A 21,922-nucleotide genomic window follows, 5' to 3' on the forward strand; every position below is an offset into this window, starting at 1 on the left:
TGCCGCCTGCTGTATCAGACAAAAAATGCATAATCTTCCTCAGATACTGAATAACATCACTAAAAACAGGTTATTATCAAAATACGTAACAGAGACGGGTGAACATGGAAAATGAAATCAAGGAACTGCTTCGGAAAAACGAAACATGGGTAAACCGGCAAGTTGCCGATGATCCGGATTATTTCAAACGCCTGGCCGGCGACCAGCATCCTGAGTTTTTATGGATCGGCTGTTCGGACAGCAGGGTGCCGGCTGAAAAAATCGTAAATGCAGAGCCGGGCGATCTGTTTGTCCACCGGAATATTGCCAATCAATGCAACAATCATGACCTGAATATCCTCTCTGTTCTGCAGTACGCCGTGGAATCGCTGAAAGTCCGGCACATTATCGTATGCGGACACTACGCGTGCGGCGGTGTCAAGGCTTCCCTGGAGGCTGTCGACCATGGACTTATCGACAACTGGCTGCGTCCTGTCAAACAAATCTATCAGGATCACAAAGAGGAGTTTGCACATCTGAGCGAACAAGAGGTGGTAGACAAACTCTGTGAATGGAATGTGAGAAAGCAGGTCGCCAACATCGCTCAAAGTACCATCCTTCAGAAAGCCTGGAAAAACAACCAGGCTATTGCGGTGCACGGAATGATCTACAGCCTGGAGTCCGGGAAGTTGTCCGACCTTTCATGCAGCTATACCAGCCCGGGGCAGACCGAGCACATTTTCCGGCTGAAATAACCTGTTTGCAATTCCTGTTAATGCCGGATTTTTTTCTTGCATGATAGTCAGGATTTCTCTATCTCTAAGCGATTATCCCGGAGTGTTACCAGACTCCGTTTATTTCTTGCAAAAACGTATATACATGATATGAGTAACAACAATCAGCAGGGTGTGCTCGGCAGGTTTCTGGATATTATTGAACGCACAGGAAACAAACTGCCCGATCCGGCCATTCTATTCTTCCTTTTGATGATATTCGTATGGTTTCTCTCCGCCATACTTTCTCCGTTTGATTTTGGTGAAACCGATCCCCGTTCCGGCGAAACCCTCAGGGTGATCAATCTCCTTTCCGGTGATCAGATGGCCTCCTTCCTGGCCAATATGACCGAAACGTTCATCACCTTTGCTCCGCTCGGCGTAGTTCTGCTGGCCATGCTTGGTGTGGGAGCCGCTGAACATTCGGGTTATATCAACGCCGCATTGAAATATATCCTGGGTATCACCCCGAAGTCACTGCTGACCCCCATGCTCATCATGGTAGCCATTGTCAGCCATACTGCGGCGGACGCGGGCTATGTGCTGGTTATACCGCTTGGCGGGGTCATATTCTATGCCGCCGGCAGGCATCCGCTGGCCGGAATTGCCGCGGCCTTTGCCGGTGTATCCGGCGGGTTCAGCGCCAACTTCATTCCCTCAGGAATTGATCCGCTGCTCCAGGGCTTCACCCAGTCGGCAGCACAGATTATTGAGCCGGAAATGCTTATCAACCCGCTCAATAACTACTTCTTCACCGCCATATCCAGTATCCTCATTATTACGGTGGGATGGTGGATTACCGACCGCATTGTGGAACCGCGGCTCGCCAAGACCAAGGTGGATGCGGATGAGGATGATCTGCCCCAGATGGAACGCCTCAATAAAAAAGAAATCCGGGCTTTCTGGGTTGCTACTATCGTAATGCTTCTTGGTATTGCCGGATTATTTGCATGGACCATTCCGCAGGATTCTCCCATGCGCTCGCCCGGTACAACCGCTTTTGAGGCATCCGGTGAAGGTATGATACACTCACTCTATGTGGATGACGGGGACACCGTGGATGTGGGACAGGAACTCGGCATCATTCAGATCTTTCACCTGCAGAGTGAAAATGAGGACCAGCTTTACTACGAGCCGGTACGCAAAGACACCATGATGGCCATGGAAGAGGGTGTTATTCACTTTGCCAAACCCGACCTGCGGGAAGGATCTACACTGCAGGCCGGCGAAATGGTGGCTACGCTTCAGGGCAGCAGGGACGTCACGGCATTTGACGCGCCGGTGATGCAGTCTATTGTTCCGCTTATATTTCTGCTGTTCGTGATACCGGGTGTCATCTACGGATTTCTGGCAGGAACCTTCAAAAACTCGCAGGATATGGTGGGCAGCATGAGCAAAGCCATGGGCAGCATGGCCTACTATATTGTAATGGCATTTTTCTGCGCGCTGTTCATTGACGCTTTCGGAAATTCGAATATCGGGACCCTGATTGCGCTCAAGGGAGCCGGCTTTCTGGAAAGTCTGGCACTTCCGGGCGCCCTTACCATTGTCGGAATCATCGTCCTCACGGCTGTCGTAAACCTGCTGGTAGGATCGGCATCTGCCAAATGGGCGCTTATCAGCCCGATTTTTGTTCCCATGCTCATGGGCATCGGAATTTCGCCCGACCTGACCCAGGCCGCTTACCGCGTTGGTGACTCGGTGTCGAACATCATCACGCCGCTACTCCCCTACTTCCCGCTGGTTGTAGTATTCTGTCAGCGGTATGTCAAAAGCACCGGAATCGGAACACTGGTTTCCATGATGCTTCCGTACTTCTTCATTTTCATGGTGACCTGGAGCATTTTCCTCCTTGTGTACTGGTGGATCGGTATTCCGCTTGGTCTGCAGGCATCATACACATTCCCGTGATGAAATGTCCATGGCCGGATATGGCGCCAGGATGTGCAGGCGCATGATCAATTGCGACCATGGCATTGCATTTTTCCATATAAACCGAAACTACCAAAAGGATGAACCCTGTCAATTTACTGGCAGCCATTCTGTTGATTGCTTTGGCATCAATAACTTTGATATCATGCGGCAACAGTGAAGAGCTGGAAAGACTTCAGCGCTCCAAAACAGAATTAAGCGACGAAAAACGGGAACTAGAGCAAAAGATTGAGGACTTGATGACAACCCGAAAACGTATCGATTTTCTTGCCGGGCAGATGGATGGCATCAAAGCCACTATTGTTACCAATCATGGTGACATCGAGCTTGCATTTCACCCGGATCGCGCTCCCATCCACACGTTCAATTTTGTGACCCGTGCGGAAAGCGGATTTTATGACGGAACCAAGTTTCATCGTGTTATCCCGGGATTCATGATTCAGGGAGGCGATCCCAATTCCAGGGAGGATGACCGCCGCCTCTACGGGCAGGGCGGACCCGTCGTTGCCATTCCGCACGAATTCAACGACACACGCCATGAACCGGGAATACTGTCCATGGCGCGGGTTTCCGACAAAAGCCGGGGTGCCGGCTCCCAGTTTTTCATCATGCACGGAGCCAATCCCGGGCTCGATAATGAGTATACGGCTTTCGGAGAAGTGACATCCGGGATGGACGTGGTTGATGCCATTGCCAATGTGCAGACAAGCAGCCAGTACCGTGACCAGCCGGAAGAGCATGTTGTTATTGAACGGGTTGAGGTATTCAGGTAACTTGGCGAAGGACAACCGTCAGGGCCGGCTATGGCCGGACCCGGGCATTCCATCAGATGCCGTGCCATGAAAACGAGGGCCATTTTGCTACTATCCCTGATCATTCCACTCTGGGTATCATCAGGCTGCCGCGCCGATACGGATCCGCTCCCCGATGATTTTGACCTGCAGGGACACCGGGGGGCGATGGGACTCAAACCGGAGAATACCATTCCGGGTTTTCTGAAAGCGATGGATCTCGGTGTAACCACCATAGAATTTGACCTCGCGGTTTCCAGGGACCTCAAAGCGGTTATATCCCACGAGCCCTGGTTCCGGTCGGACATCTGCCTTCAGCCCGATGGCAGCCGCATCCGCAAATTCCGGGAACGCTCGTACCGGATTTTTGAATACGATTATGAAAAGATCGCTCAGTTTGACTGCGGTTCTTTGCGGCATCCGGATCATCCGGAGCAGAAAACGCTCTCTGCGCCAAAACCCCTGATGAAAGATGCGATTCTCGAAATGGAGGCGCATGCCCGTGGACAGGACAGACAACCCGTCCGGTACAACATCGAATTAAAAACCCATAAGGCATGGGATGAAAGTCTCACCCCGGCGCCGGATGGGTTTGCAAAAATTGTGTATGACGAGCTGCAGTCACTCAGTGACTCCCTCGGCAATGATCTGATGGACCGCGTAAATATCCAGTCATTTGACCCGAGGCCATTGCATGCCATGCGGGAGATCGATGCCGGGGTTCCGATAGCCATCCTGACGTACAAAAGAGGTACCGTTGACGATCACCTCGCCTATTTTGACGGACTGGAACCGGAAATTTATTCTCCGAATTACGGCTTGCTGACCCCCTCACATGTTGAAAGGGCGCATGAGCTGGGCATGACGGTGTTACCGTGGACCGTCAACACGGAAGCCGACATGAAAACAATGGTTTCCATGGGCGTGGACGGGCTTATCACCGATTACCCCGACCGTTTTATATCGCTCTATCCAGACTTTGCAGACTGAAAAGTCTGTGTTGCGATATATCCTCAGAAAGGTCTCAGGATGCTGCCTTACGGGCATCGATAAATGATTTGACGCCGAGTGCTATGTAGCCAATCAGCAACAGGGCCATAAGAGCACGGGCAATCGCCGCAAGCTCATTGACTTCCTGATTACCGCCCAACCAGGAGATGACGTCAAATATTCCGGAAAATGATCCGAACAGTCCGATAAGAGCTACAAGCAGAGCAATATGCATGACATGCTTGCGCCATGCTTCTTTTTGGGCCAGCCGTCCCAGTATGATGAATGCGATGCCGAAAAAGGCGGGAATCATTGCGGTAATGCTGACTGCGCCGGACGCTATATAACCGATAATTCCGATAAGTATCAGGATGATTCCGAGAATTCTGGTATAGTGAGGCATGAACTAAGATATTTCAGGTTTAGAGTTTGCAGAAATTGAAAATCAGTCCCACCAGTCTCCATCCGCATCCGGGACAATCTGACCGGTGGGTGTAATTTTTTCACCTTCCCTGGGTGGTGTTGTAGGAAAATCTGAAATCGGAATGGCCGGATCACGGTCATGGGGAACATAGTGGCTGTGATTGCCGTGCGGCACTTCACGGTAGGGTTTGGAGTCAAAAAAACCCATCGAGTCGGCAATTACCAGGCCGGCCAGGACCAAAGCAAAGGCTATGAAAATAGTTCGTATTCGTTTTCTGTTCATTTTAATGTGTTCCCTTTAAACTAGCAGCTAACTGCTGATCACACTGTTGATTTGCCCGGCTGCCAACGCATATGGCATCTCGCTACCCGATTAATGGCAAACACTAAATATAACAGCCTTTGGAAACAGTTAACAGACAAATCACGTCATCCGTTTTGAATTTATGGGTTTAAGGCCGCATGAACAAAAGGTCACGAAGTGAAATGTCATGACGGTATTTATTCATGTGCCTGTGCGTCCGGGCGCCAGCCCGTTCATGATCATTTCAGCATTGCAAAGATCAGGACAGCAGGAAAGACGGGTATCAGTACTCCGCCGTATATTCCGGTTGCTCAAGCCCTGCATGTTCCAGATAAAACGCTTCCAGCGCATCACGATACTCGGAAAACTGTGGCAGATCATTATGGCCTCCGTTTGAAATGTTTATCAGTTTTTTTTGTTCCGAAACAGAAGCATCATACAGTGACTCTGCCATTCTGAACGGCGTTATGGGATCGTTTTCGCTGCCAATAAGCAGCAGCGGATGTGATATGCGTGCCACCCGATCCAGATTATCGTGCTCCCTGATCGATTCAGCCACATCAAAACGCACAAGTGGCCGGAACAATCTGGGAACCAGGCCGCTCGTCCAGTCATCGGTGCTCGAAATCGGACTCTCGAGAACGTATCCATCCACCGACTCTCTGCCGGCAAGCCATCCAGCCAGAAGTGAGCCCATGGAGTGCCCGTGTATGTAAACCGGCAGTTTTCCGGCTTCTTCGTGCTGATCAACAAAGTTGTAAGCAGCCTGTGCATCTTTCTTTATGCCTGCTATGCTTGGTTCACCGCTGCTCATTCCGTAACCGCGATAATCAAACAGAAGAAGGTTTACCGGCAAGGACGAATATGTTTCAATCAAATACCGGGATTTCACCATCAAAAAACCGTTGCCGCCCATAAAAATCACGTTTGCCTGAGCGTCCTCGTGCTGAATAAACCAGCTGTCAAGCTCTTCCCCGTCCTCTGTCTCAATAGTGTGCTGATAAAGCCGGTAACCGGGGATGTCAAATTCGGCCGGTGTGATTGTGCGGTGAGCGTCAAAAGCGTCTTTTTCCTTGATTTCTATCGTAGTGCACCCGTTGATAAGGACAGTTAGTGCCGGAAGAAAAAAAATAAGCAGCACTGATCGCATCGGATTAAAAACAGTTTTAAGCATGCATGTATGAGACTGGTTCAACCGGAGTAACGAATTCTGAACTTCTTATGTGTTTTCCGGAATGAAATGATAACCTATTCTCACCATAAAACGTTCTGACAAACTATCTGCTGCAGACACAATATTTGATTTGTAACCGGTGTGCCTCATATTACAAAAAAAGCCTGCAAGCCCGGTCAGATACCGGGTTGCAAGCCTTTCTCATTTATTGACAGGAAGTCTGCCTGTCGGCTGTCCGCTAAAGATTGGGATTACTGTTGCGTTCGCTTTGAGGAATCGGCAGACAGGTGAGATCACCATACGGAAGGTTTTGGAACGGATCATCGCCGGAAGGGAAAAGATCAATGCCATAGAGATTTTTATACCTGCGCAAATCACCAAACCTTTTCCCGGTGAGATAGAAGTCACGGGCACGTTGTTCACGCAGTTCAGCCATCAGTTCATCACCTGTAAGATCAACAGAATCATGACCGGCAAACTCACGCCGTTCATTCACAAGATCCAGAGTATAATCTGAAGCACCACGCGCCTCGGCGATGATATACCGTGCTTCCAAAGCAGACGCAAACCGGACATCAGTGCTTCTTTGAAACTCCATCGCTTCTTCCGCGACCCAATCACTGAAACTGTACGGCTGGTAAGGTATATACATCATGGTACCCTCTACCAGTGACGTCAGCTTTTCAGCTGTGTGCGGAACACGGATGTCATTCAGGTTTTGAAATGGTTCTCCCGGACTCAGGTATCTGTTATTAGCTCCGGTCGTGGGATCACGGAAGGGATTGTATTGCCGGGATGAGTTATCGGAATGACGGATCCACATTTCAAAATCATCGGCAACCTGCAATGCATATTCTTCAGCATCTTCCATTTCGCCAAGATTAAGTGAAGCACGTGCGGCACCCAGCAACGCAAGATTTCTGAGTCGCTCAACCATTGCACCTGGCTCACCTGCAGAGAGTGCATTATCGGCTGCTGATAACGCCTCTTCAAATCGCTCAATTGCGATTCGGAATAATTCATCAGATGAATAGGCCGCGCTGACATTCACAGGAGCCTCACAAAAAGTTTCAGCCATCATGACATAGGAGTAACCGCCATAAGCCAGGGCCTTCAGAGTATTCACCCTGGAGTAGGCATCATCGCCGTACATTACTTCAAACCTGGATACAGCGTCATCAGCCGAAGCGCGGCTTCGCTGCCAGAATGAATATATGTTTGCTACATACACATTGTTCTCATCAGCAGTACGAAGCACCATGGGTATAGTCTGAGCGAATGTATGGTCCAGCAGGAGTTCATCCGCAACCGTTCCGGTCCACTGCGAAGTGTAAGAATGGGTATACTGAAATTCTCCAATCACTCCATTAATAAGCGATTGTTCCAGGTTGACATTTGTCAGCTCATCCTCTTCGATAGCCCCCGGATTGGATACATCCAGAATATCATCACAAGCTGCCGCAGTGATGAGCAGTACGGCCATAAAACCGTGTAAAAGATGTTTTTTAAATGGTAGCATAATGTTCAAAGTATGGTGTTAAAAAAACTGTTGACCAGCCGTGATCAGAAATCAATGCTGAGCGAGCCTGTGATACGACGGAAGTTGGGAGCCGTCCACGAGTCCACGCGGCTGAAAGAGGCATCTCCATGGAAGTTTACCTCGGGATCATGTCCTCCGTAGCGGGTCCACAGTACGGCAAGATTATGTCCCGTTACAGAAAGTGTTGCACGATTCAGACCAATCTGATCTACAAAAGAAACCGGCAGGGTATAACTCAATGATACATCGCGCAGTTTGATAAAATCAGCAGGCTGAACGTGGTGATACGTTTGCCCCCATAGTGCTCTTGCGGCTACTTCATCCGGGTCAGCCTCAGGATTAACCGTCTCCCAGCTTATGCGGGCACGATCACGGCGCATGTCCTTCACGTTGAACTGATAATGGCCTCCCTGGTAGTCCACAAGTGCGAAGAAGCGAAATCCGCCGAGGAAATTGATCTCTGCCGAATATTTAAGCTCACGGGTCGGAAGTGACGGGCCCTTGTAAATATCTTCAGATTCAAGCCTCATGACTCCATCATCATCACGTGATGCTCTTTGAGCCCAGAATGCACCGAGAGGTTTGCCTTCTTCGTATCGCTGAACCGGGTGGTAGATACCAAATATCTGGGAATCTCTGCCATCACCAAAGGAAACCAGCTCATTGCTGTTGGTAGAGAACGTAAAAGTATTTCGCCAGTTTACCGAATTAAGTGCAAGAGGTACAAAGCTCAACACCGCTTCTATACCGGTATTCTTGATTTCACCAAGGTTTTCAAGCGTACTTCCGGAAAAGCCGGTTGAAGGTGCGACACTGACACTCATAATCGCATCACGGGTGACCGTATTGTAATAGGTAATCTCAAGCCCCAGCCGGTCCATAAACATGGATAAGTCAAATCCCAGCTCCAGTTCAGAAGATCTTTCAGCCACCAGGTCCGGATTTCCGAATGTTGCATACCGGAGAGCAGGTTCAGCGGAGCCATCCTCCATTGTGCGTACACTGGTAGTATAAGTACGTGAAGCTGCATAGGTTCCCGGTGCGTTACCTGCTTGTCCCCATGCTGCCCGGAGCCTGAACTCATCTACGTAGCGATAATTGAAAAATGGTGCTTCAGACATGACATAAGACAGGGACGTTTTCGGATAGAACACACGGTTTATTTCTGAACCAAAGACAGAGTTGTTATCCATTCGTACGGCCGCTGTTGCAAACAACCTGTCTTCCCAACCGATCTGTTCCTGTACGTAAACACCAAAAGAGCGTGATTCAGAGAAAGACTGGGAGCCGAATGTGGTAGCAGCATTCCCAACCAGTCGGGCTGCTTCTGACCCGAGCCCTTCACCCGTAGCCGTAGCACTGCGCCCGTCAACCGCCTCAAACTGGAAACCAAAGGAAAAATCGGACCGAATCTGTTGATTTAAATCAAACTGCAGTGATCCGCCATAGTCGATGGTATAAACATCTGTTTTGGGTGTTGCTATGCTGACATATCCATCTGCGACATTGACACCGAAAGGTGCCAGGCCTGTCTGGTCAGGTGTGTAGAACAGCTCGGCTTGCCTGGTATTGCTGTCAATTCCAACCCTCAGCCGGTTGGTAAACCAATCCAAAGGCCGGTAATTGATGGTTGAGCTTATGCTGAACCGGTCGGAACGGGTCTGATTGTTGTAAGTATTGGCATATTCGGGAGCAATAGTAAAGAACCCTACATCCCCTGCACCGGTATACTGACGCCCGGGAACAGCGAGCCAGGAACTGATTATCAGACCATAGGCAATGTTATCATTCAATGGCAGCCTGACATGGTTGTTCGAGTATCCGGCATTTACAGAAAAGTCGAGTTGTTCTGATGGGAAAAACCGGAAGTTACCTCTTACCGAAGATCTGTTGGAATAGTTGTTGTAAAAAACGCCATCTTCTTCGTCCCTGGATCCGGATACAAAAAAGGAGTACTGTTGACCGCCACCTCTGACAGAAAGAGAGTATTGATTCAGCACTCCGGTTCTGAGGGCATCGGAGTTTTCGCTCATCGGAATATGCTCAAAAAACTCACCAGCCTGCATGCCTACCATACCGGGCCAGTTATCAGGGGCATCAAGACGTTCCTCGGTTACAAGAGAGTAATTCGTTGGACGCCAAGACTCAGGCCAGGATGTCCCCCCTCTTTCCACACGCGCACTCCAGTTGATGTTGGGTTCGCCCATACTTCCCTGTTTGGTTGTGATATTAATCACACCGCTGGCGGCATTCGCACCATAAATTGTTGCAGCGGCAGGTCCTTTTATGACTTCAATCGAAGCAATATCATTGGGGTTGATGGCATCAAGCGCAGAGGTATTTTGTCCGTAGACATTGAAATTACCCTGACCACCTGTCTGGATACGTACACCATCAACATAGAATATCGGCTGGACGGAAGCCTGCATGGAACCGGCACCCCTGATCCGGATATTGGCAGCCGTTCCGGCAGTACCTGATCCGGGAACAAGAGTCATACCCGGAACCTTCGCCTGCAAAAGTTCTGTGACGGTGTTGTTGGATACACGCTCCATGATATCACTGGCATCGACTCTGCTTATGGAGTTTCCAACCGCCCGTCGTCGTGTATCACCGGCTGTTCCAGTTATGACCACTTCATCCATATTCAGCTGAGATTGCGCAAGATCAATATCTACATTCAGCACCTCGCCCGCCGTCACCTCTACACTCAATGTCTTTGCCTGGTATCCCAGATAACGCACCTCAAGCGTTTGAGCGCCGGCCGGAACATTTGTAATAGTGTAATCACCTTCCAGACTTGTAGCAGCTCCAATATTTTCGCCGCGTACCAGTACATTGGCGCCAGCAAGTCCATCGCCTGTAGCTGCATCTTTAACGGTACCGCTTATTTCTCCTGTTTGTGCCTGTCCCATGGCAGGCAGCAAAGCAAGAAAAAAACAAATATACAGTAGTTTTTTATAGCTCATGTTTTTGCTTTGTTTTGGTTATTGGTGGAATGCATTCGGCATGAAAAGACAATTCTCACCATCTTCACCATCAACCGGATGCATATAATGTGCGCATCATTTGAATATTTTTACAAATAACCCAGGAAGCGCTTTTCTAATAATTTGAGCCGGTTCAGCAGCATCTTCTTGTATATTCCTGTAAACCCATGTGAAGACCCCTAAATCCCGATTCGTCCTTTAAAATGGGATAATTTAAAACCGAAGTCAATACAATTATTAAACATATTTAACTTTTGTTAAGCCAATATCCCCCAATCCTGATTATTAATTGTAATATTTAATATTTACCTCACATCTTATTTACATTCACATGCAAGCCTCTTGCTGCTTTCAGGAACTTTTTACCGGCAATCCGGATTACTACTGGGTAGATTTAATCTAATCGCTGCAAGACAATGAATTAGGTATCAGCAGCCTCCAACGTCGTTCCAATGTCGCCCCGAAAATCACGCCCATTCAGAAGCCGTTCAACTGGTTTGTTATCAAGATGCATATGTCATCTTGACTGTACTTGCTGCGTGCATTTTTCCGCCTTGGTTTTTAACAAATCGTCAGCTGCAGTTACATTACTTACATTATTCCTGCTTCTCATCCCGCATTTTGCCCTCGCCGGTTTCTCCTCTGCGGGTGTCGACACCACCTCAGAAGAGGGGCGCGGCGCCATAAAAGGCACGGTCACCGATGCCAGCGACGGATCTCCCCTTGAATTTGCAAATGTACTGGTTGAGGACACCGATTTCGGAACCAGTACAAACGAAGACGGATACTTTGAACTGAGGAACGTACCTCCCGGCCGCTACAACCTTCGTTTCACATATGTTGGCTATAAAAGCCGCACCGTTTACGAGATCCATGTCAGAAGAAACCGGGATATCCGCGTGGATGTGGAGCTGGAACCGGATGCAGCACAGCTGGGTGAAATTGTAATCCGCCCCTCACCTTTCAACCGGACCGAGGAAAGCCCGATATCCAAGCGCACTATCGGCACATCGGAAATTGAACGTGCACCCGGAGGCAACCGCGACATCTCCCGCGTGGTTCAGTCACTGCCGGGTGTGGCCAGCGGCATCGGCGGCTTCCGCAATGACCTGATTGTCCGCGGAGGAGCGCCCGGTGAAAACACATTCTATCTGGATGGCATCGAAGTTCCGACTATCAACCATTTTACCACACAAGGCGCATCCGGCGGACCCGTAGGGATGATCAACGTCGACCTCATCCGGGAAGTTGATTTCTATACCGGAGCTTTCCCCGCCAGCCGCGGAAACGCACTCAGCTCCATCATGGAACTGCGTCAGCGAAGCGGGGGTGACAGATACGGGTTAACTGCAACCGTAGGAGCAAGCGATATCGGACTTACCGCCGAAGGTCCGATCGGTGATGATGCCGATTTCATTTTTTCATACCGGCGTTCGTACCTGCAGTTTCTTTTCGAGCTGCTCGATCTGCCTTTCCTGCCAATCTACACCGATATACAGTTCCGTTTCCGCTACCAGCCCGCATCCAACCATGAATTTACGTTTATCGGACTTGGCGCCATTGACGACTTTTCGCTGAACACCGATGCCAATGAAACCGAACAGCAGCAGTACATCCTCGCCAATCTGCCGGTCAATGAGCAATGGAACTACACCAGAGGACTGCGGTACCGGAATACCGGTGAGAATCGCATCACAACGGTGGTTCTCAGCCGGAACAAGCTGAACAACCGCGCCTTCAAGTACGAGGATAACGATGACAGCGATCCGGAAAACCTCATTCTTGATTACACCTCCGTTGAAACAGAAAACAAAGCCCGGGTCGAAAACGAACTGGAGCTCGGCTCCTACCGGCTCAACGTCGGAGCAAACTACGAACACTCCATATACACAACAGACACCTTCAACTTTGTATCTATTCCCGGTGAGGATGGCCTTGAAACCATTGATTTTGATTCCGAGCTGCGCCTGAATCAATGGGGTCTGTTTGCCCAGCTCAGCTCCAATTATTTCGGGCGGCGACTCTCGCTGTCAGCCGGTTTCCGCATGGATGCCACCGACTACTCCGGTGCCACAAATAATCTGATCGATCAGTTTTCGCCCCGTTTTTCCCTCTCCTGGTATCTGACCAGCAACTTCAGCTTCAATGCCAATACCGGTATCTATTATCAGCTTCCGCCCTATACGGTGCTTGGATACCGTGACGGCGACGGAAACCTGGTCAACCGAGACAATGGCGTCACTTACATCCGGTCCAACCACTATGTCGCCGGATTCGAGTATCTGGCCACAGAAAGTCTGATTTTTACACTCGAAGGATTCTTCAAACAGTACCGGGACTACCCGTTTCTCACACGTCAGGGAGTCTCGCTGGCGAATCTGGGGAGTGACTTCGGAGTTATTGGCAATGAACCGGCGGAATCCACTTCTGAAGGCCGCTCCTACGGTATCGAGTTTCTGGCACAGCAAAAACTTTTCCGGAATTTCTACGGGATTTTCTCATACACCCTCTTCTGGAGCGAATTCAAAGACCTTCAGGGCAATTACACACCCTCAGCCTGGGACAACCGACACCTTATTTCACTGACTGCAGGATACCAGTTTTCGGGCGGATGGGATATCGGTCTTCGCTGGCAGCTGCTTGGCGGAGCACCCTACACGCCATATGACTATGAACGTTCATCCCGAAAGGAAGTCTGGGATGTCAACAGCCAGGGACTTCCCGATTACACCCGTCTGAATGAAGAGCGGCTTTCGGTTTTCCATCAGCTGGATATCCGTGTCGACAGACGATTCTACTTCGACCGGTTCAATCTTTCCCTCTATCTGGATGTCCAGAATGTGTACGCATTCCAGACTGAACTGCAGCCGTTCCTTAATGTGCGGAGGGACGGAGACGGACGTCCGCAACCACTTACCTCTCCGGACGATGCAACCCGGTTCAATCCACGGGAAGGACAGGATTACTATAACACGTATCTGCTTGACAACAACTCAGGAGAAGTTCTGCCTACCATAGGTATTATTTTCGAGTGGTAACGGTGATTCGGGGCTGATGGGCTGATCTAATGAGCTGATGGTCCCAGCAGTCTTCGGGCTGTCACGCCCGCCGGCAGCGGGGTATGATATAACGGCATTTCTCCTGAGAGGATACTATATTGTGCGCAAAAAAAAAACGATGGCATATACTCACACCTACGACATCCCCTATTTTCTCGTCGACCGCCACAGAAAACTCCGCGTTACGGCACTGATGCAGTTCCTGGAAGACATGGCGATCCGCCACAGCGAAGTCTGCGGCGTCGGACTCGATCATTACGAAGAAAACCAGGTGGCATGGGTGCTTGCCAAATGGGATATCACCATTCACAGCTATCCGGGATTCAATCAGCAGGTTCATGTCACAACACAGCCGGTCTCCTTCCGGAATTTTTTCGGTTTTCGCCAGTACAAAATGAAGGACGACAACGGGACACTCCTTGCCGAGGCCAGCAGCCTCTGGATTTTTATCGATCTGAAGAAAAAAAAGCCGGTCCGTGTATCTGAAGAAATGATCAATGCATTCGGCCTGACGCCGGACCAGAACAAGCCGCTTCCCATCAAGGCCCCGGAGGCACCGGAAAAAAAGCAATATGAAAGCCGTTTTGCCATTCGCCCCGGCGACATAGACACAAACAAGCATGCCAACAACATCCGGTTTGTCGAGTGGGCGCTGAACACCCTTCCGCCCGAGCTGATCGACGGCAAAAGGGCCACCCGTGTAATGGTAGATTACCGCAAGGAGCTTCTTTACGGTGAGGAAGTATTTTCTTTTGCCGATTTTTTTGAAGACAAATCGGGTTATATTTCAAATCATCTCATTTCCAACGGTCAGAAAAATGCCTGCCTTCTGACATTCATGTGGAAAGAGACATAATTACAGGGACTTGATTCACCGAATAAACTGCCGCGTTTATCTCATGACTACAAAATTATTATTCCGCAAAATCACTTTTGCGCTTGTTTTCATATTTATAAGCTTCAGCCACATCAGCTCATGTGCCGTTTTCGCTCCGGAAGACGGTGTCCGTCAAAACAGTACCAGCGGTGCCGGCGACCGGCCGGGCCGGGAAACATCACAATCGCCGGATACAGCTCCATCCATCCCGGATTACACCGAATCTCTTGAGAAAAAAGACGGATTTTTCCCCTTGTATCTGGATGAGGGCTCGGGCTCACTGTACATGGAGATTCCGGCTGAACGGCTGGGCCGGGAGTTTCTCTACCTGAACAGCATGGCAACCGGCGGCGGCATGAACGGCCCCCGCCTCGACCGGGCCCAGATAGGAAATGAGCACATCGCACGATTTCAGCGGACCGGATCCGGGATCAGCCTTGTTCTGTCCAACACGCAGTTTGTGTCAACCGATCCCGGTCAGCCGCAGCTGGCCCGGTCTGTCGAAGAGTCATTTCCCGTATCCATTGTCGGATCTTTCGACATCGTCGCCGAAACAGAGGGAAACTATCTCATCGATGCCACATCCTATTTCCTCCGGGATACCTTTGATGTCCGGCGGCTTTTCCGCGCCAGGAACCTCGGAAACTTCAGCGTGGAGACCTCCAGAAGCCACATCCACCCGGCCGGAACAGATGCGTTTCCGGAGAATACCGAAGTGCAGGCTGCGATCACATACACCGCCAGTGACCCGGCATGGCGCCTTCGCAGGCATGCGCCGGACGGACGCTCCGTGACCATGCGCCAGCACCACTCATTCGTGAAACTGCCGGATGACAACTTCCGTCCGCGTGAATATGACCCCCGGGGTGGCTATCTCAACATCTCTTTTTATGACTACTCCAAGGGGTTTGATGAAGATCTGATCACCCGTTATGCCGTCCGCCACCGGCTGGAGAAAAAGGATCCCGAAGCCGAACTCTCAGAGCCTGTTGAGCCGATCGTCTACTACCTGGATCCCGCCATTCCGGAGCCCTACCGCACCGCTTTCCGTGACGGGATGGAGTGGTTCAACGGAGTTTTTGAAGAGGCTGGGTTTATCAATGCATTTGAACTCAGGGATATGCCCGAAGACATGAATCCGATGGATGCCCGCTACAATGTAGTCATGTGGGTACATCGTTCCGAAGCAGGTGCCTCTATCGGACCGACATTCCGTGATCCCCGCACCGGAGAAATCATCAAGGCGGCAGTGCGGATGGATTCGCACCGGTCCCTGGTCAATTACAATCAGTATGCCGGATTGATCCCTGCACTGGATGCCATGGAGCCGTTTGGTTCTATGGACAGTGAGGGCGCAATGGAATGGATGGCCGGACTGGATTCCGAGGTGGACGCCGAAGAGTTCGTAATGGCCAGAAGGCGTCAGCATGCTGCCCACGAGCTTGGCCACACATTGGGACTGGCTCACAACTTTGCCGCCGAAAGCATGGGACGGGCATCCGTGATGGATTACCCCGCTGCAAAAATACGTTTACGCGATGGCAAACTTGACCTGAGCCGTGCCTATGAACCCGGACCCGGTGCTTTTGACACCCTTTCGATCCGTTGGGGATACACACAATTTGACCCTGATGAAGAGAAGGAGGGTCTGGAAACCATCATTCAGGAAGGACTGGACAAAGACCTGTATCATATCAGTGCACCGCACACCCGCCCGTTCGGATCCTATCCGAAAGTACATGCCTGGACCAGGGCTGAAGATCCGTTCAGGGAGCTTGAGGAGGCCATGGAAGTGCGGAGTTTTTTAATGGAGCATTTCGATGAGCGGGCCGTTCGGGATGGGGAACCCTATTCCCTTTTGCGTGAACGGTTTGCACCTGTCTATGTCCACCACCGGTTTATCCTCTCATCGATGATTAAACACATTGGGGGGATGGAGTTTCGTTACGCTCTGCGGGGAGACGGACAAGAACCGACGAGGCTGATTCCGGCGGAAAAACAACGAAAAGCGCTGCAGGCAGTTCTCGAAACGCTTCATCCCGACGAGCTTGCCGTTCCGGAGCGTATCATGAAACTGATGGCCCCCTCTCCGTGGGGATTCAATCATGATGAGCGGTCGTTTACAACACCGGCAAGTCCGGCCGCAGACCAGCTTGAATACGTACGTGCGCTCACGTCCCGCATATTTTCGGAAATCCTGCTGCCGCAACGCACGGCACGTGTTGTTTCATTTCATGACAGGAATCCCGAAATGCCTGCTCTCGAGGAGGTTCTTGTGACGCTGTATGATCATCTTTTCGAATTTGAGTCCGGTTTTGACAAGGCCGGTCGGCCCGCAATACTTCGCGCAACGCAGCGGATGTATATTGAGGAACTGATGAGTTCCGCAAAAAATGAAAATTCGGTATCCGAGGCCAGGGCTGCGACGACCTGGATGCTTCGCATGATTGCCGGACATCTGGATGAAAAACTGGAAGGGCTGCAAACCGCGTCCGGGGAACGGGATTTCAAAAATTATACAGATATCGCCCAATATTCTCAGATGAAAGAGGATATTGGGCGATTTCTGCAGGACGGAACATTCGAACCTTCGGTTCGTCCTGCTCCGCCCATGCCGGACATGTTTCCGCTTGGGGGATAATTGACTCAGTTGTTATCAATAATTTCGCAAACGCACAGAATTGGGTGACTCCGGCATCATCAACAATCATAATATTAAATGAGATACGATGATTCCGAGCGCCAGACACCAAACATAGTAGGAAAAAAAACGGAATTTTGCCTTATAAAGCATATGAACAACGAGATACAGGGCTGCAATACCGACAAGCGCTGATACAATAAATCCGGTTGCAAGAGCTGGAAATCCAATTGTAATTTTGCTCCCATAACCAACAACCTCCATAGCCTGCAGTAAGGTTGCCCCAAGGATTGTTGGAAATGCGATAAAGAAACTGTATTCAGCAGCCCACCGTCTTTTTAGTCCCGCAAAAAGTGCAAATGCTATAGTCAGTCCACTGCGGCTGAATCCGGGTATCAAAGCTAACCCCTGGCCAACTCCTATTACAAGTGCAACACCAAAGCCAATTTCACGTAGTCCAATTTTTCGTTCAGGCAGAATGTCTGTCCACCACAAAAGCAGCCCAGTAATCACAAGCGTCAAACTCATCAATAGTGGGTGCGCAAATACATTTTCAAACTGCGACTTCATCGGATAGCCAATTATGCCGGTAACTGCCACAGAAAAGAGTCCCAAGAGAGAGAGTTTAACGAAAAGCAGATCTTTTGAAGATGGTTTCATTCTTAGTGTTGCAAGAAAACCATTTATTGCATCTCTCAAAAATTTCGCCAGGCTATTCCGAAACACAACAGCAATAGAAACGAGTGTCCCAACATGCACAATAAGATCAAACAGGATCATTTCAGCGGAATCCGGCGATGGCATATCCTGACCGGTCCATATAAAAAAGTGCTGTGCCAGAGCCAGATGACTTGTTGAACTAACCGGAAAAAACATGAAAATCCCTTGAACAATACCAAGGACAATAGCGACCCAAAGTACCATGATGCTTACATTTTATCAGAAAAAATAAAAAATGCCGACAATCCCGACGGTCCAGCAGTAGTAAGCAAAGTAATGAAACTTCTCTTTTTTAAGCAGTATAATGAGATATTTAAGAGCAAAATATCCTGAAACAAAGGAAGTCAGGTATCCTGCAAACAGACTGATAACAGCAGTCATTTCAATTCCGGTTTCTGCAATTTCTATCATTTCGAGCAACATGGCACCAGCGAGTACCGGAAGCACCATTAAAAATGAAAAATTGGCCGCCTTTTGCCTGCTCATTCCACTAAATAAACTCACTGATATGGTAGACCCTGAGCGGCTGATTCCAGGAAGAATGGCAAAAGCCTGAGCTACTCCGACCAGTATGCCTCGTTTTACATCCACATCTTTCTCAGGATTGCCCACAAACTTTGTTGAAAACAAAAGCGTACCGGTTACCAGTAGCATGCAAGAAACAAAAAAGGGATTTAGAAAAATCGCCTCAATATTTTCTTTCATGGTAAAGCCAACAAGTCCGGCAGGTATCATACTCAACAGGATTATATAGCTCAGTTGTGTGTTGCCATCGCTTATAAATCGCTTGCTTCGTATCCCGGAGGGTGAAAAACTCTTGAAAATATCAGTGAGTATTTCCCATATTTTTTTGCGGAAATAAACCACAATGCTGCAGAAGGATCCAAAATGCACGACAATTTCGAATGTAATGCCGGGCTCAAGATCCCTTCCAAGTAAAGCTCTGCCCAGAGCAAGATGACCGGAACTGCTGACCGGCAAAAATTCCGTAATACCTTGCAGTAGTCCAAGCAATATTGCCTGAATAATATCCATATCGACCGATTTTTTGCACCAATTTTCCACCTGATTTAGAAAGGAATCTTTCAGGCGCTGTCATCAACATCATCATGAAAACAAAGCATGCCAGAAACCATACCTTGAGAACCGTCAAATATATCGATTTCAGTGGGTATAAAAAACTTTGGATCAACAGCTATACCATTACTCCACTTTTTCGTACCGCACTGTCCGCGTGTAATCCGAGGGGTAAGCACCTACCTGAATCATATTCGGTCGCAGATTGAATGTGACATCGATGCCTTCGACCACCGCACGCCGTCCGAGCACAAACTCCACAAACTTCTCCCGCTGGGCGGGATTGTGCCAGTGAGCCCTGTACCGGTCACCCTCCCAGTGCTGAAGATCAGCCATGAGCTCCTCGTCATCCCAAAATTTCAGCACAAGGTTATCCTCATCATCCATAAGCACCTCAAGTTCACCGTAGAGATTGTCGAAGTAGCTTCCGGTGAAACGGTCCGGTTCAAGTGACGGGGGAACATCCTGCTGCCTGAGCTGATGGATGGTGTCTCGTTCAGCCGCCTGCTCGCGGTATCTTTCTTCGTAACGCTCGAGGATGATGCTGTTCCAGTCGGTCTCTTCAAGACCCAGATAATGGTCCATGATCTTGTTGGTCACTACATCGCGAAAACCGGAAAAGGTATTGGTGACAACGATGATACCCAGATCCCGCTCCGGCATCAGTACCAGCGAGGTGGTCATTCCATCGGTTCCGCCACCATGCCGGTCGATGCGCTTGCCTTCGTACGACTGAATAAACCAGCCAAGTCCGTAAGCACGCAGGTCACCGTACATTTCGTCAACCGGTATGATCGTTTGTGCGGAATGCATTTCTTTCATGATATCACGACTGATCAGCCTTTCTCCATCGTAGATTCCGGGTTCCCCGAGATGCAGCCGGACCCACTGCGCCAGCTCTTTGACACTGGTGTTGATCGATGCGGCCGGACCCGCATTGTCGAAATTCCGCCGGGGTATGGGTACCACCTCTCCCCTGATTTCCTGATGGGGCCAGGCGGCATTGTCATCTTCATCGATTTGTGTGACGGAAGTGTTGCTTCGCTCCATTCCGAGCGGACCGAAGAAGCGTTCGGCTACAAAATCATCCCAGGATTGTCCGGTAACGGCCGGAATAATCTCCCCGGCCACAAGATACATCATGTTGTTGTAAACATATCCTTCTCGGAACGGCTTCTCGGGTTCAAGATACCGCAGCCGGTATATCAGCTCGTCACGGTCTCTGTTTGTCATGAACTGCAGCCGGTTGCCGATCATGCGGCCGAGCCCGCTCCGGTGTGAAAGTGCGTCGCGGATGGTCAGCTCATCGGTGATGCGCGGATCATACAGCTCAAAGTCCGGCAGGTGTTCCGCTACGGGGTCATCCCAGCTGATCAGGCCTTCCTCGACCAGCAGTCCCAGTGCAGCCGCAGTAAAGGCCTTGCTGATGGATGCCACACCGAAAATTGTCTGTTCATCAACCGGTTCGGGATCATCAAGATGTGTTACACCGAAACCCCGGGCATATACCACCGAGTCTTCGTGTACGATGGCAACTGCCATGCCGGGAATATCCCAGTCGGTTTTATGCTCCTCAATGAACGATGTCAGTCCGGATGGCGGCTCGCCGGGAAGGGGATCACGCTCCTCCCCGCAGGCTGCGAGCCATCCTGTTACTGAAATCACAAGTAAAAGAAACCACGGAGTAATCGGAAATTTATCCATTATTCTTCCTTGCTGCCGCCTCCCGATTTCTTTCTGCTTCCTCCGGACTTTTTACCGCTCTGTCCGGATTCAGATCCGCCTGATTTCTTGCCGGAAGATTTCGTTTCTATACCGGGATCATCCATATCCATGTCTCCGGGATCCACATTCGCCGTAGCTTTTTTCCCGGATGCATCCTGGATGGTCGGCTTGAATGCTTCCAGGAAATTCATCGGTATTGGCAGGAAGGTGTGTGTGGAGCTTTCATCACCGATTTCTGACATGGTCTGCAGGAATCGCAGCTGAAGAGCCACCGGGGTTTGTTCGATCATTTTACCTGCTTCCACAAGCTTGGCTGCGGCCTGGAATTCACCTTGTGCGTTAATGACCTTGGCGCGTCGTTCACGCTCCATTTCGGCCTGCTGAGCCATCGCACGCTGCATGGATTCAGGAAGGACAACATCCCGGACTTCCACAGTGACCACTTTTATTCCCCAGGCGTCGGTATGCTGGTCAATGATCTCCTGAATTTGTCTGTTGATTTTGTCCCGCTCAGCGAGCAATTCATCCAGCTCGGCCTGACCCAGAACGCTTCTGAGGGTTGTCTGAGCCAGCCATGTCGTTGCAGCGTGATACTGTTCAACGTTAATGATTGCTTTCTCGGCATCCACGACCCGGAAAAAAGTGATGGCATCAACATGAACCGTGACATTGTCTTTAGTAATAATTTCCTGCTTATCCACATTTATGGTAAGAACACGGAGATCAACGCGCTCAATCTTATCAATAAAAGGGATCAAAATGATAAGTCCGGGTCCTTTGGTCATATAGAATTTTCCAAGACGAAAAACCACGGCCCGCTCATATTCCCTCATGATTTTGAACATCTGAGGCAGGACAATTCCCAGGAAAATAACGATAACAACAACCCAGGTAATCAGGTCGGTTAGATTAAATAGTGTTTGCATA

The 21,922-nt window shown here is 49.8% G+C and carries 16 protein-coding genes; 7 read left to right on the top strand and 9 right to left on the bottom strand.

What is annotated here, in order from left to right:
• Nucleotides 1-104 precede the first annotated feature (104 nt).
• From NATSA_RS01360 to NATSA_RS01375, 4 genes are all read left to right on the top strand, one after another.
• Entirely contained in the window at nt 105-734 is a 630-nt protein-coding gene (locus tag NATSA_RS01360; RefSeq protein ID WP_210509658.1) for a carbonic anhydrase, read from the top strand.
• A 129-nt stretch (nt 735-863) separates the two neighbouring features.
• Nucleotides 864-2,663 carry an AbgT family transporter gene (locus NATSA_RS15395; RefSeq protein WP_246481555.1) on the top strand — a complete coding sequence of 600 codons (1,800 nt, stop codon included), beginning with the start codon at nt 864-866 and terminating at the stop codon, nt 2,661-2,663.
• 101 nt (nt 2,664-2,764) lie between these two features.
• Nucleotides 2,765-3,457, top strand: a complete 693-nt coding sequence (locus NATSA_RS01370; RefSeq protein ID WP_210509659.1) for a peptidylprolyl isomerase — start codon at nt 2,765-2,767, stop codon at nt 3,455-3,457.
• A gap of 84 nt (nt 3,458-3,541) precedes the next feature.
• Nucleotides 3,542-4,465 carry a glycerophosphodiester phosphodiesterase family protein gene (locus NATSA_RS01375; RefSeq protein ID WP_210509661.1) on the top strand — a complete coding sequence of 308 codons (924 nt, stop codon included), beginning with the start codon at nt 3,542-3,544 and terminating at the stop codon, nt 4,463-4,465.
• 34 nt (nt 4,466-4,499) lie between these two features.
• Here NATSA_RS01375 and NATSA_RS01380 read toward each other — a convergent pair whose 3' ends face one another.
• The 5 genes from NATSA_RS01380 to NATSA_RS01400 all read right to left on the bottom strand — a co-directional run bounded on the left by NATSA_RS01380 (nt 4,500) and on the right by NATSA_RS01400 (nt 10,875).
• Entirely contained in the window at nt 4,500-4,868 is a 369-nt protein-coding gene (locus tag NATSA_RS01380; RefSeq protein ID WP_210509663.1) for a hypothetical protein, read from the bottom strand.
• 42 nt (nt 4,869-4,910) lie between these two features.
• Nucleotides 4,911-5,171, bottom strand: coding sequence for a hypothetical protein (locus tag NATSA_RS01385; RefSeq protein WP_210509665.1), 261 nt, complete (start codon nt 5,169-5,171; stop codon nt 4,911-4,913).
• A gap of 304 nt (nt 5,172-5,475) precedes the next feature.
• A complete protein-coding gene (locus NATSA_RS01390; RefSeq protein ID WP_210509666.1) occupies nt 5,476-6,342 on the bottom strand; it encodes an alpha/beta hydrolase in 867 nt (288 codons plus the stop codon).
• A 262-nt stretch (nt 6,343-6,604) separates the two neighbouring features.
• Nucleotides 6,605-7,885 carry a RagB/SusD family nutrient uptake outer membrane protein gene (locus NATSA_RS01395; protein ID WP_210509668.1) on the bottom strand — a complete coding sequence of 427 codons (1,281 nt, stop codon included), beginning with the start codon at nt 7,883-7,885 and terminating at the stop codon, nt 6,605-6,607.
• 44 nt (nt 7,886-7,929) lie between these two features.
• Nucleotides 7,930-10,875, bottom strand: a complete 2,946-nt coding sequence (locus NATSA_RS01400; protein WP_210509669.1) for a SusC/RagA family TonB-linked outer membrane protein — start codon at nt 10,873-10,875, stop codon at nt 7,930-7,932.
• Nucleotides 10,876-11,450: 575 nt separating this feature from the next.
• Here NATSA_RS01400 and NATSA_RS01405 point away from each other — a divergent pair.
• The 3 genes from NATSA_RS01405 to NATSA_RS01415 all read left to right on the top strand — a co-directional run bounded on the left by NATSA_RS01405 (nt 11,451) and on the right by NATSA_RS01415 (nt 17,473).
• Complete coding sequence (locus NATSA_RS01405; protein WP_210509671.1) at nt 11,451-13,934, top strand: TonB-dependent receptor; 2,484 nt, start codon at nt 11,451-11,453, stop codon at nt 13,932-13,934.
• Between the two features lie 121 nt (nt 13,935-14,055).
• Nucleotides 14,056-14,811 carry an acyl-[acyl-carrier-protein] thioesterase gene (locus tag NATSA_RS01410; protein WP_210509673.1) on the top strand — a complete coding sequence of 252 codons (756 nt, stop codon included), beginning with the start codon at nt 14,056-14,058 and terminating at the stop codon, nt 14,809-14,811.
• 43 nt (nt 14,812-14,854) lie between these two features.
• Nucleotides 14,855-17,473 (top strand): zinc-dependent metalloprotease, encoded by a 2,619-nt coding sequence (locus tag NATSA_RS01415; protein WP_210509675.1) that lies wholly within the window; start codon nt 14,855-14,857, stop codon nt 17,471-17,473.
• A gap of 66 nt (nt 17,474-17,539) precedes the next feature.
• Here NATSA_RS01415 and NATSA_RS01420 read toward each other — a convergent pair whose 3' ends face one another.
• The 4 genes from NATSA_RS01420 to NATSA_RS01435 all read right to left on the bottom strand — a co-directional run bounded on the left by NATSA_RS01420 (nt 17,540) and on the right by NATSA_RS01435 (nt 21,921).
• Nucleotides 17,540-18,397, bottom strand: a complete 858-nt coding sequence (locus NATSA_RS01420; RefSeq protein WP_210509677.1) for an undecaprenyl-diphosphate phosphatase — start codon at nt 18,395-18,397, stop codon at nt 17,540-17,542.
• A 15-nt stretch (nt 18,398-18,412) separates the two neighbouring features.
• Complete coding sequence (locus tag NATSA_RS01425; RefSeq protein ID WP_210509679.1) at nt 18,413-19,228, bottom strand: undecaprenyl-diphosphate phosphatase; 816 nt, start codon at nt 19,226-19,228, stop codon at nt 18,413-18,415.
• Between the two features lie 168 nt (nt 19,229-19,396).
• Nucleotides 19,397-20,974, bottom strand: coding sequence for a serine hydrolase (locus NATSA_RS01430; protein ID WP_210509681.1), 1,578 nt, complete (start codon nt 20,972-20,974; stop codon nt 19,397-19,399).
• Nucleotides 20,974-21,921 (bottom strand): slipin family protein, encoded by a 948-nt coding sequence (locus NATSA_RS01435; protein WP_210509683.1) that lies wholly within the window; start codon nt 21,919-21,921, stop codon nt 20,974-20,976. The genes NATSA_RS01430 and NATSA_RS01435 overlap by 1 nt, the downstream gene beginning before the upstream one ends.
• Between the last annotated feature and the right edge of the window lies 1 nt (nt 21,922).

Source organism: Natronogracilivirga saccharolytica (assembly GCF_017921895.1).
Lineage (GTDB): Bacteria > Bacteroidota > Rhodothermia > Balneolales > Natronogracilivirgulaceae > Natronogracilivirga > Natronogracilivirga saccharolytica.

What these genes read in the sequence shown, in the direction of transcription:
- NATSA_RS01360 (WP_210509658.1), top strand. Translation starts at nt 105, where the DNA reads ATGGAAAATGAAATCAAGGAACTGCTTCGGAAAAACGAAACATGGGTA.
- NATSA_RS15395 (WP_246481555.1), top strand. Translation starts at nt 864, where the DNA reads ATGAGTAACAACAATCAGCAGGGTGTGCTCGGCAGGTTTCTGGATATT.
- NATSA_RS01370 (WP_210509659.1), top strand. Translation starts at nt 2,765, where the DNA reads ATGAACCCTGTCAATTTACTGGCAGCCATTCTGTTGATTGCTTTGGCA.
- NATSA_RS01380 (WP_210509663.1), bottom strand. Translation starts at nt 4,868, where the DNA reads ATGCCTCACTATACCAGAATTCTCGGAATCATCCTGATACTTATCGGA.
- NATSA_RS01385 (WP_210509665.1), bottom strand. Translation starts at nt 5,171, where the DNA reads ATGAACAGAAAACGAATACGAACTATTTTCATAGCCTTTGCTTTGGTC.
- NATSA_RS01390 (WP_210509666.1), bottom strand. Translation starts at nt 6,342, where the DNA reads ATGCGATCAGTGCTGCTTATTTTTTTTCTTCCGGCACTAACTGTCCTT.
- NATSA_RS01395 (WP_210509668.1), bottom strand. Translation starts at nt 7,885, where the DNA reads ATGCTACCATTTAAAAAACATCTTTTACACGGTTTTATGGCCGTACTG.
- NATSA_RS01400 (WP_210509669.1), bottom strand. Translation starts at nt 10,875, where the DNA reads ATGAGCTATAAAAAACTACTGTATATTTGTTTTTTTCTTGCTTTGCTG.
- NATSA_RS01415 (WP_210509675.1), top strand. Translation starts at nt 14,855, where the DNA reads ATGACTACAAAATTATTATTCCGCAAAATCACTTTTGCGCTTGTTTTC.
- NATSA_RS01420 (WP_210509677.1), bottom strand. Translation starts at nt 18,397, where the DNA reads ATGGTACTTTGGGTCGCTATTGTCCTTGGTATTGTTCAAGGGATTTTC.
- NATSA_RS01425 (WP_210509679.1), bottom strand. Translation starts at nt 19,228, where the DNA reads ATGGATATTATTCAGGCAATATTGCTTGGACTACTGCAAGGTATTACG.
- NATSA_RS01430 (WP_210509681.1), bottom strand. Translation starts at nt 20,974, where the DNA reads ATGGATAAATTTCCGATTACTCCGTGGTTTCTTTTACTTGTGATTTCA.
- NATSA_RS01435 (WP_210509683.1), bottom strand. Translation starts at nt 21,921, where the DNA reads ATGCAAACACTATTTAATCTAACCGACCTGATTACCTGGGTTGTTGTT.